The sequence below is a fragment of the Salmonella enterica subsp. diarizonae genome (assembly GCF_008692785.1).
Lineage (GTDB): Bacteria > Pseudomonadota > Gammaproteobacteria > Enterobacterales > Enterobacteriaceae > Salmonella > Salmonella diarizonae.
This window is the reverse complement of the sequence record NZ_VXJV01000006.1, coordinates 349606-363240: the sequence shown is the minus strand read 5'-3', so window position 1 is coordinate 363240 and position 13635 is coordinate 349606. Positions and strand designations below refer to the sequence as shown.

The window sequence follows — 13635 nt, the reverse complement described above, 5'->3', positions numbered from 1 at the left end:
CTCTCCCTTAACTTTCCCCCATTCCCAAGCCTCATTCCCACGCGTATAGTAGCAACGTTTAAAAGCTCTACTTTTGTTGCATTACCGGGATGTAAAGTGAATACAACGCGATATACAAGGGCATTCTTGAAGCATTGCGGCGGCGAGTGCGCGAACCACCAGGAACTTATAAGAATAAGTACCTGCGGTGAGCGGATGAAGCTAACAAAGAGGCAACAGGAATGAATAAGTATATGTTTCGATGGCCGATTCGGGTTTATTACGAAGACACGGACGCCGGCGGTGTAGTTTATCACGCCAGTTATGTCGCTTTTTATGAAAGAGCGCGCACGGAGATGCTGCGTCACCACCACTTCAGCCAACAGGTGCTGCTGGCGGAGCGGGTCGCCTTTGTGGTGCGCAGGATGACGCTGGAATACTATGCGCCTGCGCGGCTCGACGATATGCTTGAAGTTCAAACAGAAATTACGTCAATGCGTGGCACCGCTTTGGTTTTCACGCAACGCATTGTCAACGCAGAGAACACGCTGCTAAATGAAGCAGAGGTTCTGATTGTTTGCGTTGATCCACTCAAAATGAAGCCTCGTGCGCTTCCTAAGTCTATTGTCGCGGAGTTTAAGCAGTGACTGACATGAATATCCTTGATTTGTTCCTGAAGGCAAGCCTTCTGGTTAAACTTATCATGTTGATTTTGATTGGTTTTTCAATAGCATCCTGGGCCATCATTATCCAGCGAACGCGTATTCTGAACGCCGCTGCGCGTGAGGCGGAAGCGTTTGAAGATAAATTTTGGTCCGGAATCGAACTATCGCGCCTGTATCAGGAAAGCCAGGGGAGACGCGATAGTCTGTCGGGCTCGGAACAAATCTTTTATAGCGGTTTCAAAGAGTTTGTCCGGCTCCATCGCGCCAACAGCCATGCGCCGGAGGCAGTGGTAGAAGGGGCGTCGCGTGCGATGCGTATCTCCATGAATCGAGAGCTGGAAACGCTGGAAACTCATATTCCGTTTCTTGGCACGGTAGGCTCTATCAGTCCTTATATCGGTCTGTTTGGCACCGTATGGGGGATTATGCATGCGTTTATCGCCCTGGGGGCGGTGAAACAGGCGACTCTGCAAATGGTTGCGCCGGGTATTGCAGAAGCATTGATTGCCACGGCGATTGGTCTGTTTGCCGCCATTCCTGCGGTTATGGCTTACAACCGACTGAATCAGCGCGTGAACAAGCTGGAACTGAATTACGACAACTTTATGGAAGAGTTCACCGCGATTCTGCACCGCCAGGCGTTTACCGTAAGCGAAAGCAACAAGGGGTAAGCCATGGCCAGAACGCGTGGACGAGGTCGTCGCGAACTTAAGTCCGAAATCAATATTGTACCGCTGCTCGACGTACTGTTGGTGCTGCTGCTGATCTTTATGGCAACCGCGCCGATTATTACCCAGAGCGTGGAAGTCGATCTGCCGGAGGCGAATCAGTCGCAGGCGGTCAGTAGTAACGACGATCCACCGGTCATTATTGAGGTTTCCGGAGTAGGGCAATACAGCGTAGTGGTTGATAAAGAGCGAATGGATCAACTGCCGTCTGAACAGGTGATCGCAGAAGCAAAGCGTCACCTGCAGGCTAATCCGAAAACAGTCTTTTTAATCGGCGGCGCGAAAGAGGTGCCGTACGATGAAATAATTAAAGCGCTGAACTTGTTACACAGCGCGGGCGTAAAATCGGTTGGCTTAATGACGCAGCCAATCTGAAGTCTGCGTCCCGCTGGCTTGAAAGACGGCGAGTAACAGGCGAACAGTTTTTTGGGAACCGAGAGTGTCAAAGGCAACCGAACAAAACGACAAGCTCAAACGGGCGATAATGATTTCAGCCGTGCTGCATATCATCTTATTTGCAGTGCTGATCTGGAGTTCGTTTGATGAGCATATAGAGACTTCTGCCGGCGGCGGCGGTGGTTCCGCTATCGACGCGGTGATGGTCGATCCTGGCGCCGTTGTGCAGCAGTACAACCGTCAGCAGGATCAACAGGCCAGCGCCAGACGCGCGGAAGAAGAGCGTAAAAAGCTGCAACAGCAGCAGGCAGAGGAGCTTCAGCAGAAGCAGGCTGCCGAACAGGAGCGATTGAAACAACTTGAAAAGGAACGTTTAGCGGCTCAGGAGCAGCAAAAGCAGGCCGAAGAAGCGGCAAAACTGGCGCAACAGCAACAGAAACAGGCCGAAGAAGCGGCTCAGAAAGCAGCGGCGGACGCGAAGAAGAAAGCTGAGGCTGAAGCAGCGAAAGCGGTAGCCGATGCGAAGAAACAAGCCGAGGCTGAAGCGGCTCAGAAAGCAGCGGCGGACGCGAAGAAAAAAGCGGAGGCCGAGGCTCAGAAAGCAGCGGCGGATGCGAAGAAGAAAGCGGAAGCCGAGGCGGCGAAGCAGGCTCAGGCTGAGGCAGCGAAGAAAGCCGCCGCCGAAAAAGTTGCGGCTGACAAAAAGGCCGCCGCAGAGAAAGCCGCGGCGGATAAAAAGGCAGCAGAGAAGAAAGCCGCAGCGGATAAAGCAGCGGCTAAAAAAGCGGCTGCCGAAAAAGCGGCCGCCGCAGAGGGGGTCGATGATCTGCTTGGCGATCTCAGCTCGGGTAAGAATGCGCCGAAAACCGGTGGCGGCGCGAAAGGGAATGGTCAGCCATCTAAAGATAGCGGTACATCGGGCGCTAACGGTGGGGCGACAGGCGCTGATATCAGCGCCTACGCGAAACAGATTCAGGTCGCGATTCAGAGCCGTCTGTATGATGCGAGTCTGTACCAGGGCAAACAATGTGTCTTGCATATAAGCCTGGCGCCGGATGGCTCATTAAAAAGCATTACGTCTGAGGGCGGCGATCCGGCGCTTTGTCAGGCGGCGTTAATGGCGGCAAAAACCGCGAAAATTCCTAAACCGCCAAGCCAGGCTGTTTATGAGAAAATAAAGGATGCCAAACTAGACTTTAAACTGTAGATACTTTCCTCTATGGAAGTTGGAGCGGTTGAGTTGTTACTGGTCCTGGTGGTTTTGTGTATTTGAGTTTGTTAACATTCTGCTAAATTATCGTGGGCCACAGGTCCAGGTATGGGAGATATGATGAAGCAGGCATTACGAGTAGCATTTGGTTTTCTGATGCTGTGGGCGGCGGTGCTGCACGCAGAAGTCCATATCGAGATCACCCAGGGGGTGGACTCGGCGCGCCCGATTGGCGTTGTGCCTTTTAAATGGGCCGGGCCGGGTGCTGCGCCTGAAGATATCGGCGGCATCGTGGCGGCAGATTTACGCAACAGCGGTAAATTTAATCCGTTAGACCGGTCCCGACTGCCGCAGCAGCCAGCCACCGCTCAGGAAGTTCAGCCTGCCGCATGGTCTGCGCTGGGTATTGACGCCGTCGTCGTTGGGCAGGTGACGCCGAATCCGGACGGTTCCTACAATGTCGCCTATCAACTGGTTGACACTGGTGGCGCGCCGGGTACTGTACTGGCGCAAAACTCTTATAAAGTGAACAAGCAGTGGCTGCGTTATGCAGGCCATACCGCCAGTGACGAAGTTTTTGAAAAACTGACGGGTATTAAGGGCGCGTTCCGTACCCGTATCGCCTACGTGGTGCAAACTAACGGCGGTCAGTTCCCGTATGAACTGCGCGTGTCAGATTACGATGGCTACAATCAGTTCGTGGTGCACCGTTCTCCGCAGCCGTTGATGTCTCCGGCGTGGTCTCCGGACGGCTCAAAACTGGCTTACGTGACTTTTGAAAGCGGCCGCTCCGCGCTGGTTATCCAGACGCTGGCAAACGGCGCAGTACGTCAGGTTGCGTCCTTCCCGCGTCACAACGGCGCGCCGGCCTTCTCGCCGGATGGGACGAAACTGGCGTTCGCGTTATCGAAAACCGGGAGTCTGAACCTGTATATCATGGATCTCGCCTCCGGCCAGATTCGTCAGATAACGGACGGGCGTAGCAACAATACGGAGCCGACCTGGTTCCCTGACAGCCAGACTCTGGCCTTTACCTCTGACCAGGCTGGACGTCCGCAAGTGTATAAAATGAACATTAACGGCGGTGCGGTGCAGCGTATTACCTGGGAAGGTTCGCAAAACCAGGATGCGGATGTCAGCAGCGACGGTAAATTTATGGTAATGGTAAGCTCAAATAACGGGCAGCAGCACATTGCCAAACAAGATCTGGTGACGGGTGGCGTACAGGTTCTGTCGTCAACGTTCCTGGATGAAACGCCAAGTCTGGCACCTAACGGCACGATGGTAATCTACAGCTCTTCTCAGGGGATGGGATCTGTGCTGAATTTGGTTTCTACAGATGGGCGTTTCAAAGCGCGTCTTCCGGCAACTGATGGTCAGGTGAAATCGCCTGCCTGGTCGCCGTATCTGTGATAATAATTAATTGATTACTAAAGGAATTAAAGAAATGCAACTGAACAAAGTGCTGAAGGGCCTGATGATTGCCCTGCCTGTTATGGCAATCGCGGCATGTTCTTCTAACAAGAACGCCAGCAATGACGGTAGCGAAGGCGGCATGCTGAACGGTGCCGGCACGGGTATGGACGCTAACGGTAACGGCAACATGTCATCTGAAGAGCAAGCGCGTCTGCAGATGCAGCAGCTGCAGCAGAACAATATCGTCTACTTTGATCTGGACAAGTATGATATCCGTTCTGACTTCGCGGCAATGCTGGACGCGCACGCTAATTTCCTGCGTAGCAATCCGTCTTACAAAGTCACCGTAGAAGGTCATGCGGACGAACGCGGTACGCCTGAGTACAACATCTCCCTGGGCGAACGTCGTGCTAACGCCGTTAAAATGTACCTGCAGGGTAAAGGCGTTTCAGCAGACCAGATCTCCATCGTTTCTTACGGTAAAGAAAAACCTGCAGTACTGGGCCACGACGAAGCGGCTTACGCTAAGAACCGTCGCGCTGTACTGGTTTACTAAGAGAATTGCATGAGCAGTAACTTCAGACATCATCTGTTGAGTCTGTCGTTACTGGTTGGCATAGCGGCCCCCTGGGCCGCTTTTGCTCAGGCGCCAATCAGTAGTGTCGGCTCAGGCTCGGTCGAAGACCGCGTCACTCAACTTGAGCGTATCTCTAACGCTCACAGCCAGCTTTTAACCCAACTTCAGCAACAGCTCTCCGATAATCAGTCCGATATCGATTCTTTGCGCGGTCAAATCCAGGAAAATCAGTATCAACTGAATCAGGTGATGGAGCGCCAGAAGCAAATCATGCTGCAGCTAGGGAACTTGAATAATGGCGGCGCAGCGCAGCCTGCGGCCGGCGACCAGAGCGGGGCGGCAACCGCTACGACCCCCGCCCCGGATGCCGGTACGGCAACCTCCGGGGTGCCGGTACAAAGTGGCGATGCGAATACCGATTACAATGCGGCAATTGCGCTGGTGCAGGATAAGTCCCGCCAGGATGATGCGATTGTGGCGTTTCAGAACTTCATCAAGAAATACCCTGATTCTACTTATCAGCCGAACGCCAATTATTGGCTGGGCCAGTTGAATTATAACAAGGGTAAAAAAGATGATGCTGCCTATTATTTCGCCTCGGTAGTGAAAAATTATCCTAAGTCGCCGAAGGCTGCGGATGCGATGTACAAAGTTGGCGTTATCATGCAGGACAAAGGTGATACGGCAAAAGCGAAAGCGGTTTATCAGCAGGTAATTAGCAAATATCCTGGCACTGATGGCGCGAAACAGGCGCAGAAGCGTCTTAACGCAATGTAATGCGTACCATGCGACCAGAAAACGCCTTTTTTCTGGTCGCGTCGTGCGATTCCTAAGCAGTTGAGCCCCTTGCGTCGAAATTTTTGTTGCGCTCAAATCTGAAATCAGTAATATATGCCGCCGTTGCCACGGGATATTAAACAACTCGAAAGCAACGTAAAAGTGGGTCGTTAGCTCAGTTGGTAGAGCAGTTGACTTTTAATCAATTGGTCGCAGGTTCGAATCCTGCACGACCCACCAATCGTTCGGTGGAAACGAGAATAAAACGTGAAGGATAACGTTGCGTCAGCAACGGCCCGTAGGGCGAGGCAAAGCCGAGTCATCCTGCACGACCCACCACTAATTTCGGTTAGTCAGTAATATCCAGCGTAGTATCGGGTGATTAGCTCAGCTGGGAGAGCACCTCCCTTACAAGGAGGGGGTCGGCGGTTCGATCCCGTCATCACCCACCACTCGGGTCGTTAGCTCAGTTGGTAGAGCAGTTGACTTTTAATCAATTGGTCGCAGGTTCGAATCCTGCACGACCCACCATCTTTAGATGGTCCGAGTAAAATCTTTCAGGCAGCACCCGTATGGGTCGTTAGCTCAGTTGGTAGAGCAGTTGACTTTTAATCAATTGGTCGCAGGTTCGAATCCTGCACGACCCACCAATATACAAGGTGGTAACTGGTAGAGAACGTGAAGGATAACGTTGCTTTAGCAACGGCGCCGAAGGGCGAGGCGAAGCCGAATCATCCTGCACGACCCACCATCCTGAATGATTGAAGCAGTAACCCTTATCTAAGGGGTCGTTAGCTCAGTTGGTAGAGCAGTTGACTTTTAATCAATTGGTCGCAGGTTCGAATCCTGCACGACCCACCAATTTAACATCAAACTCAGATGTTGAGCGTGAAGGATAACGTTGCGCCAGCAACGGCCCGTAGGGCGAGGCGAAGCCGAGTCATCCTGCACGACCCACCAATGTAAAAAGGCGCCCTAAAGGCGCCTTTTTGCTATCTGCAATATGGAAGATTCGAACCTGCAGCAGGTTTGGGTCTTGCCTGATGCGCTGCGCTTATCAGGCCTACAGACGGTACCGCTCACGTAGGCCAGATAAGACGTTACGCCGCCATCAGACACGGGCTACGTAATTATTGTGACTTTCCTTATTTGATCGGCTATCTTGTTTAGCATATAAAACAAATTAACCGATTGTAGCGTTTATTGCGCTTTCATTCGGTTGTTTCGTTAAGCCAGTAAAACGAGAAGCCACGATGAGCGTAATGTTTGACCCACAAGCCGCAATCTATCCGTTTCCGCTAAAGCCAGCGCCGTTAAGCGTTGAGGAAAAGCAATTTTATCGTGAGAAAATCAAACGACTCCTCAGCGAACGGGATGCGGTGATGGTGGCGCATTATTATACCGATCCGGAAATTCAACAACTTGCTGAAGAAACAGGTGGGTGTGTTTCCGACTCGCTGGAAATGGCCCGTTTCGGCGCGAAGCACGCCGCATCCACGCTGCTGGTAGCAGGCGTACGGTTTATGGGGGAAACCGCCAAAATTCTCAGCCCGGAAAAAACTATTCTTATGCCTACCCTGGCGGCGGAATGTTCGCTGGATTTAGGCTGCCCAATAGACGAATTTAGCGCTTTTTGTGATGCCCATCCTGACAGAACCGTAGTGGTCTATGCTAACACCTCGGCTGCTGTTAAAGCGCGTGCAGACTGGGTTGTGACCTCCAGTATTGCCGTAGAACTGATTGAGTATCTGGATAGTTTGGGGGAAAAAATTATCTGGGCGCCGGACAGACACCTGGGGAATTATGTGCAAAAACAGACCGGGGCCGATGTACTGTGCTGGCAAGGGGCGTGTATTGTACATGATGAGTTTAAAACCCAGGCGTTGACCCGTTTAAAAAAAATCTATCCCGATGCCGCTATTCTGGTTCATCCTGAATCGCCGCAGTCCATTGTCGAGATGGCCGATGCGGTGGGCTCAACTAGTCAGCTCATTAAGGCGGCAAAAACGCTGCCGCACAGACAGCTTATTGTGGCGACCGATCGCGGCATTTTTTACAAAATGCAGCAGACGGTGCCTGAAAAAGAGTTGCTTGAAGCACCTACGGCTGGCGAGGGGGCGACCTGCCGTAGTTGCGCGCACTGTCCGTGGATGGCGATGAATGGCCTGAAAGCCATCGCTGAAGGGCTGGAGCAGGGAGGCGCAGCGCATGAGATACAGGTTGATACGGCGCAACGCGAGGGCGCATTACTGCCCCTCAACCGGATGCTGGATTTTGCGGCTACACTTCGGGCATAAAAACGGAAATCTTGGGGGGAGAGAATGGATTTTTTTAGTACGCACAACATACTGGTTCATATTCCGATCGGCACCGGCGGTTACGATCTTTCGTGGATCGAAGCGGTAGGAACCATCGCCGGCCTGCTCTGTATTTGGCTTGCCAGTCTGGAGAAGATCAGCAACTACTTTTTTGGGCTGGTTAACGTCACCCTGTTTGCGATTATTTTCTTTCAGATCCAGCTCTATGCCAGTCTGTTGCTGCAACTCTTTTTCTTTGCCGCCAATATTTATGGCTGGTATGCGTGGTCGCGGCAAACAAATGATAATGAAGCCGAGCTTAAAATCCGCTGGCTGCCGTTGTCAAAAGCAATGGCATGGCTGGCGATATGTGTGATAGCCATCGGTTTGATGACGCGATATATCGATCCCGTATTCGCCGTCCTGACGCGAGTGGCCGTCGCCATTATGCAGATGCTGGGGTTACAGGTGACAATGCCCATACTGCAACCGGACGCCTTCCCGTTTTGGGACTCCTGCATGATGGTGCTGTCTATCGCGGCGATGATTCTGATGACACGCAAATATGTCGAAAACTGGCTACTGTGGGTGATAATCAACGTGATCAGCGTGGTGATTTTTGCTTTGCAGGGCGTCTATGCGATGTCGCTGGAGTATCTGATCCTGACATTTATCGCCGTGAACGGTAGCCGCATGTGGATAAACAGCGCGCGGGAGCGAGGATCGCGCGCGCTTTCCCCTTAATGGTGATGAACATGCCCGGATGCCATCTGATTCAGATGGCAGTCCGGGCCGTGACACACTTGATACTCCATCTGAATTGTAGCGTGCGCAATATGGTATTCGTGCATCAGGAAATCCTGGATACGTTCCAGCAGCGCATCATGGTTGTGCGGCGGAATGACCTGAGCGTGCAATGTCATGACCGGTTTTTCGCCGACCATCCAGACATGCACGTGGTGTACGTTGCGAACTTCGGGGATTTCCCGGCTTAAATGGCGCTGTAAGGCATTAATATCCAGTGAAACCGGCGCGCCTTCCAGCAATTCGTTGACGCTATCTTTTAACAAACGCCAGGCGCTGCGTAGCACCAGTACCGAAACCAGAATAGAGAGAATCGGGTCCGCTGGCGTCCAGCCGGTCCAGATAATAATCAGCGCAGCGGCTATTGCGCCGACGGAGCCCAGCAAATCGCCCATCACATGTAGCGCGGCAGCGCGAACGTTCAGGTTTTTTTCATCGCTTCCCCGATGAAGAATCCAGAACGCAAACAGGTTCGCCAGCAGACCCGCGACCGCAATCACCATCATCAGACTGCCTGCCACCGGACGTGGCGTGTAAAAGCGCTCTATCGCTTCCCAGACAATAAGGAGGGTAATGACCACCAACGCAATGGCATTCACAAAGGCCGCCAGAGTGGTGAGTCTTAGCCAGCCAAAAGTGTGGCGAACCGTCGGGGGGCGACGGGAAAACTGAACCGCCAGCAGCGCAAAGAGAAGGGCCGCCGCGTCGGTGAGCATATGTCCCGCATCCGCCAACAACGCCAGCGAGCCGGAGAGTATCCCGCCCACCACCTCAATGAGCATAAATCCGGCGGTGACGATAAAGGCAAAAAGCAGGCGACGAGCATTATTATCTTTCGGCAGGTGTGAATCGGCATGAGAGTGTGAGTGCGCCATAACGTCATTCCTTTGTTATTCTCATCAATACTGTAGACATCATACTGATTTTTCGCTGACAAAATAAAAAGGAGAGCGAAAGCTCTCCCGTTATCAGACTTTTTTCTGAATTACTGTGTGGTACCGTCGGTTTTGGTATTCACGTCATTATTGACGCCATTACCGGTTTCCACTTTTTTATTAATATCCGGGCAGCGACCGTCTTTACACATGGTATTTTTATGCTCTTCTTCCTTGGTCATTCCGTCATGATTCATGGTTGAACCGTCAGGATGCTGCATCGTACTGTTAGTATTGCCGTTGGTATTGATGTCGTTGTTATTCACATCATTCGGCGCCACATTCTGGCGGGCGTCCGGGGCAACCTGGCCGGCATTTGCCGCCGAGTTCGCCTGGCCATTACTGGACTGCGCGTTAGATTCAGCAGCTAACGCTGCGCCGCTGGCAAGGCCGAGGGTAGCGGTGAGTAAAAGCGTAGTCAGTTTTGTCATTTTCATAAGATGCTCCTGTTATGGTGGATATGTCGGATAACCTCTTCCAACAGTGCACGTGTCAGTCAAATCCTCAAATAAGGGATAAAAAGCTTTCGCCGCCGCCTGGTAACGCAGCAGAGAATCTTGCAATAATTCATAAACAGAGTGGTTACAGTTAAAAATTGTAGGTTAGATCCCATTTTTCGCTACATTTGTGCGTTTTTTTCCTGAATTCCAGGATTATTCCGTTCAAAGTGTAAAAGCCCGTTTACACTATTTAATTGAAGAGATAGATTGGAGGGATTGCATTCATTGGGATAAGTACGGCAACACTGGAATAAACATGAATTATCAGAACGACGATTTACGCATTAAAGAAATCAACGAGTTATTACCTCCGGTCGCGCTGCTGGAAAAGTTTCCCGCAACGGAAAATGCAGCAAATACCGTTGCCCACGCGCGCAAAGCCATCCATAAAATACTCAAAGGCAATGACGATCGTCTGCTGGTGGTGATTGGTCCTTGTTCAATTCATGATCCGGCAGCGGCGAAAGAGTATGCCGCCCGTTTGCTGGCGCTACGCGATGAGCTTAAAGGCGAGCTTGAAATTGTCATGCGCGTCTATTTTGAGAAACCGCGTACCACCGTCGGCTGGAAAGGGCTGATTAACGATCCGCACATGGATAACAGCTTCCAGATTAACGACGGTCTGCGTATTGCGCGCAAACTGCTGCTGGATATTAATGACAGCGGTCTTCCTGCCGCCGGTGAATTCCTCGATATGATCACGCCGCAATATCTGGCCGATCTGATGAGCTGGGGCGCCATTGGCGCGCGGACTACTGAATCCCAGGTTCATCGCGAACTGGCGTCCGGCCTCTCTTGTCCGGTCGGCTTTAAAAATGGTACTGATGGCACGATTAAAGTCGCGATTGACGCGATCAACGCCGCCGGTGCGCCGCACTGCTTCCTCTCCGTCACTAAATGGGGTCATTCAGCGATTGTGAATACCAGCGGCAACGGCGACTGCCATATCATTCTGCGCGGCGGTAAAGCGCCAAACTATAGCGCGCAGCATGTTGCGGAGGTGAAAGAAGGCCTCACCAAAGCGGGACTGACGCCGCAGGTCATGATTGATTTCAGCCATGCTAACTCCTGTAAGCAATTTCAAAAACAGATGGAGGTTTGTGCCGATGTCTGCCAGCAGATAGCGGGCGGTGAAAAAGCGATTATTGGCGTGATGGTAGAGAGTCATCTGGTAGAAGGAAACCAGAGCCTGGAAAGCGGTCAGCCGCTGACCTACGGTAAAAGCATTACTGACGCCTGCATTGGCTGGGAAGATACCGATGCGCTGCTACGTCAGTTGTCGGCAGCGGTAAAAGCCCGCCGTGGTTAATCTTCATTACGTGTTAAACCGGCCTGCAAGGCCGGTTTTTTATCGGAGACAGATGAGATAGCCCACCGTGTCATTACTCGAAATATAAATAAATATATAACGAAATCATTCGGCGCTATAATTCTCCTCTGATTAATAACGTAGCCCGAACCATGACCTGTCAGGACAAATCACTTTTAGCGCCCAGTCTCGCTTCCACGCCAGTCATTCCGCGTTATCGCCAGATCATCCGCAAAAGGGCCGTGCTCATGTTAGCTATTGCGCTGGCGATGATGGCTTCACTGATGGTGGATGTAACCTGTGGGTCTTCTGGTTTACCGCTCAGCGCGCTGTGGCAGGCGCTTTTCCAGCCGGAAAAGGTGAATGCGGGCGTACACGTTATTGTCTGGGATATTCGCTTACCCTACGCCCTGATGGCGCTGCTGGTGGGCATGGCGCTAGGGCTGGCGGGTGCCGAAATGCAAACCATTTTAAATAATCCGCTGGCAACGCCGTTTACCCTCGGCGTATCGTCCGCCGCGGCTTTTGGCGCTGCGCTGGCGATTGTGCTGGGGCTCGGTATTCCCGGTATTCCTGCCGCCTGGTTTATCCCGGCCAATGCGTTCATCTTTGCGCTTTTGTCCGCGTTACTCCTGGACGGTATTACCCGTTGGACAGGCGTCGCCGCATCCGGGGTAGTATTGTTCGGTATTGCGCTGGTATTCACCTTTAACGCATTGGTCGCCATTATGCAGTTTGTGGCTGATGAAGATACGCTGCAGGGGCTGGTATTCTGGACGATGGGGAGCCTGGTCCGTGCGTCGTGGGAAAAATTGGGCGTACTGGCCGTTGTGTTTATTGCTGTGCTTTTTGGGTCGTTACGAAGCGCCTGGCAACTAACGGCATTACGTCTGGGCGAAGAGAGGGCGCTGAGCTTTGGGATTCATGTCCGCCGTTTACGTCTGCTGTCATTGTTGCGTATCAGCTTGTTATCAGCGCTGGCGGTAGCTTTCGTCGGGCCGATTGGTTTTATTGGTCTCGTTGCGCCGCATATCGCGCGAATACTTTTGGGGGAAGATCACCGTTTCTACCTTCCGGGCAGCGCGCTGATCGGCGGGCTGGTGTTATCGCTGGCCTCTATTGTGGCGAAAAATAGTGTTCCGGGCGTAATGGTGCCGGTGGGGATTGTCACCTCGCTGGTCGGGGTTCCGTTCTTTTTAAGCATTGTATTGCGACATCGGGGGAGTCTCTGATGCGTGGGTTAATGCTCCGGTCATTTAGCGCCGGCTATTCCACTCAGCCGGTTATTGCAGATCTCAACGTTCCCTTACTGCCGCGCGGGAAAATTACCGTTTTGCTGGGGCCGAACGGCTGTGGTAAATCGACGTTACTACGTTCGCTGGCCGGGCTGAATAACGCCGACGGCGAGGCGCGACTTGATGGCGAGGATCTTATGTCGTTATCGTTTGCCGAGCGGGCGCAGAAGGTCGTGTTTTTGCCGCAGTCCTTACCGCAGGGTGTGCATCTGCATGTACTGGAGTCGATTATCGTGGCGCAGCGGGCATCAGGCGGCAGAGGCGATGCGCAGGACAGGGCGCAGATACTGGCTATCCTTGAGCAATTAGGCATAACGCACCTGGCGTTGCAGTATCTCGACCAGCTTTCCGGCGGTCAGCGGCAGTTAGTTGGTCTGGCACAATCGCTGATTCGTTGCCCTGAACTGCTGTTACTGGATGAGCCGTTCAGCGCGCTGGATTTAAACTATCAGTTTCACGTAATGGATCTCGTGCGTCGGGATACCCAGGCGCAAAATAGGGTGACGATAGTCGTGGTGCATGACATTAATATTGCACTGCGTCATGGTGAACATGTACTGATGCTAAAAGACGGCAGGCTGGTCGCCAGCGGCGCGCCGGAGACGGTGATTACCGCGGAACGTCTGGCTGAAGTGTACCGGGTACGAGGACGCGTGGAGCGCTGTTCGCAGGGCAGATTACAGGTGGTGCTTGACGGAGTGATCGATGTTTAAGACTGTTGCCTGATGACGTTGCGCTTATCCGACC

At 52.5% G+C, this 13635-nt stretch carries 14 protein-coding genes and 5 tRNA genes; 17 read left to right on the top strand and 2 right to left on the bottom strand.

The annotated features are described in order from the left end of the window. Positions 1-221: 221 nt before the first annotated feature. From ybgC to pnuC, 14 genes are all read left to right on the top strand, one after another. Entirely contained in the window at positions 222-626 is a 405-nt protein-coding gene (gene ybgC, locus F4V72_RS14855) for a tol-pal system-associated acyl-CoA thioesterase (protein ID WP_023247155.1), read from the top strand. Next, positions 623-1315, top strand: a complete 693-nt coding sequence (gene tolQ / locus F4V72_RS14850) for a Tol-Pal system protein TolQ (protein WP_000131318.1) — start codon at positions 623-625, stop codon at positions 1313-1315. The genes ybgC and tolQ overlap by 4 nt, the downstream gene beginning before the upstream one ends. Positions 1316-1318: 3 nt before the next feature. Then, on the top strand, positions 1319-1747 hold the full coding sequence (gene tolR / locus F4V72_RS14845; protein WP_023247154.1) for a colicin uptake protein TolR: 429 nt from the start codon (positions 1319-1321) through the stop codon (positions 1745-1747). A gap of 64 nt (positions 1748-1811) precedes the next feature. Further along, complete coding sequence (gene tolA, locus F4V72_RS14840; RefSeq protein ID WP_053510183.1) at positions 1812-2975, top strand: cell envelope integrity protein TolA; 1164 nt, start codon at positions 1812-1814, stop codon at positions 2973-2975. 123 nt (positions 2976-3098) lie between these two features. Then, a complete protein-coding gene (gene tolB / locus F4V72_RS14835) occupies positions 3099-4391 on the top strand; it encodes a Tol-Pal system beta propeller repeat protein TolB (protein WP_136058619.1) in 1293 nt (430 codons plus the stop codon). 34 nt (positions 4392-4425) lie between these two features. Further along, positions 4426-4950, top strand: a complete 525-nt coding sequence (pal, locus tag F4V72_RS14830) for a peptidoglycan-associated lipoprotein Pal (protein WP_001176621.1) — start codon at positions 4426-4428, stop codon at positions 4948-4950. Positions 4951-4959: 9 nt separating this feature from the next. Beyond that, positions 4960-5748 (top strand): cell division protein CpoB, encoded by a 789-nt coding sequence (cpoB, locus tag F4V72_RS14825; RefSeq protein WP_023247151.1) that lies wholly within the window; start codon positions 4960-4962, stop codon positions 5746-5748. Between the two features lie 164 nt (positions 5749-5912). Beyond that, positions 5913-5988 (top strand) — tRNA-Lys (locus F4V72_RS14820). A gap of 136 nt (positions 5989-6124) precedes the next feature. Continuing rightward, positions 6125-6200 (top strand) — tRNA-Val (locus F4V72_RS14815). 3 nt (positions 6201-6203) lie between these two features. After that, positions 6204-6279: transfer RNA gene (locus F4V72_RS14810), tRNA-Lys, on the top strand. 43 nt (positions 6280-6322) lie between these two features. Next, positions 6323-6398: transfer RNA gene (locus F4V72_RS14805), tRNA-Lys, on the top strand. 135 nt (positions 6399-6533) lie between these two features. Next, a tRNA-Lys gene (locus F4V72_RS14800) sits at positions 6534-6609 on the top strand. Between the two features lie 392 nt (positions 6610-7001). Then, positions 7002-8045: a quinolinate synthase NadA gene (gene nadA / locus F4V72_RS14795; RefSeq protein WP_053529648.1), complete on the top strand. Its 1044-nt coding sequence runs from the start codon at positions 7002-7004 to the stop codon at positions 8043-8045. 24 nt (positions 8046-8069) lie between these two features. Then, positions 8070-8789: a nicotinamide riboside transporter PnuC gene (gene pnuC / locus F4V72_RS14790; RefSeq protein ID WP_053529649.1), complete on the top strand. Its 720-nt coding sequence runs from the start codon at positions 8070-8072 to the stop codon at positions 8787-8789. On the opposite strand, the gene zitB is transcribed toward pnuC, so the two are convergent. Next, complete coding sequence (zitB, locus tag F4V72_RS14785; protein ID WP_085347537.1) at positions 8786-9724, bottom strand: CDF family zinc transporter ZitB; 939 nt, start codon at positions 9722-9724, stop codon at positions 8786-8788. The genes pnuC and zitB overlap by 4 nt on opposite strands. A gap of 110 nt (positions 9725-9834) precedes the next feature. Beyond that, positions 9835-10221 carry a YbgS-like family protein gene (locus F4V72_RS14780; protein WP_023248207.1) on the bottom strand — a complete coding sequence of 129 codons (387 nt, stop codon included), beginning with the start codon at positions 10219-10221 and terminating at the stop codon, positions 9835-9837. A 319-nt stretch (positions 10222-10540) separates the two neighbouring features. Here F4V72_RS14780 and aroG point away from each other — a divergent pair, with 319 nt between their 5' ends. The 3 genes from aroG (at position 10541) to F4V72_RS14765 (ending at position 13601) form a co-directional block, all read left to right on the top strand. Next, complete coding sequence (gene aroG, locus F4V72_RS14775; RefSeq protein ID WP_053510131.1) at positions 10541-11593, top strand: 3-deoxy-7-phosphoheptulonate synthase AroG; 1053 nt, start codon at positions 10541-10543, stop codon at positions 11591-11593. A gap of 152 nt (positions 11594-11745) precedes the next feature. Further along, a complete protein-coding gene (locus tag F4V72_RS14770; RefSeq protein WP_023248206.1) occupies positions 11746-12825 on the top strand; it encodes a FecCD family ABC transporter permease in 1080 nt (359 codons plus the stop codon). Further along, the gene (locus F4V72_RS14765; RefSeq protein WP_023248205.1) at positions 12825-13601 is read left to right on the top strand and encodes an ABC transporter ATP-binding protein; all 777 of its coding nucleotides are present in this window, start codon (positions 12825-12827) and stop codon (positions 13599-13601) included. The genes F4V72_RS14770 and F4V72_RS14765 overlap by 1 nt, the downstream gene beginning before the upstream one ends. The last annotated feature ends 34 nt before the right edge of the window (positions 13602-13635 follow it).

Excerpts from the sequence above, each read along its gene's own strand:
- F4V72_RS14780 (WP_023248207.1), bottom strand. The coding sequence starts at position 10,221 with ATGAAAATGACAAAACTGACTACGCTTTTACTCACCGCTACCCTCGGC.
- pnuC (WP_053529649.1), top strand. The coding sequence starts at position 8,070 with ATGGATTTTTTTAGTACGCACAACATACTGGTTCATATTCCGATCGGC.
- F4V72_RS14770 (WP_023248206.1), top strand. The coding sequence starts at position 11,746 with ATGACCTGTCAGGACAAATCACTTTTAGCGCCCAGTCTCGCTTCCACG.
- zitB (WP_085347537.1), bottom strand. The coding sequence starts at position 9,724 with ATGGCGCACTCACACTCTCATGCCGATTCACACCTGCCGAAAGATAAT.
- tolR (WP_023247154.1), top strand. The coding sequence starts at position 1,319 with ATGGCCAGAACGCGTGGACGAGGTCGTCGCGAACTTAAGTCCGAAATC.
- ybgC (WP_023247155.1), top strand. The coding sequence starts at position 222 with ATGAATAAGTATATGTTTCGATGGCCGATTCGGGTTTATTACGAAGAC.
- tolB (WP_136058619.1), top strand. The coding sequence starts at position 3,099 with ATGAAGCAGGCATTACGAGTAGCATTTGGTTTTCTGATGCTGTGGGCG.
- F4V72_RS14765 (WP_023248205.1), top strand. The coding sequence starts at position 12,825 with ATGCGTGGGTTAATGCTCCGGTCATTTAGCGCCGGCTATTCCACTCAG.
- aroG (WP_053510131.1), top strand. The coding sequence starts at position 10,541 with ATGAATTATCAGAACGACGATTTACGCATTAAAGAAATCAACGAGTTA.
- pal (WP_001176621.1), top strand. The coding sequence starts at position 4,426 with ATGCAACTGAACAAAGTGCTGAAGGGCCTGATGATTGCCCTGCCTGTT.
- cpoB (WP_023247151.1), top strand. The coding sequence starts at position 4,960 with ATGAGCAGTAACTTCAGACATCATCTGTTGAGTCTGTCGTTACTGGTT.
- nadA (WP_053529648.1), top strand. The coding sequence starts at position 7,002 with ATGAGCGTAATGTTTGACCCACAAGCCGCAATCTATCCGTTTCCGCTA.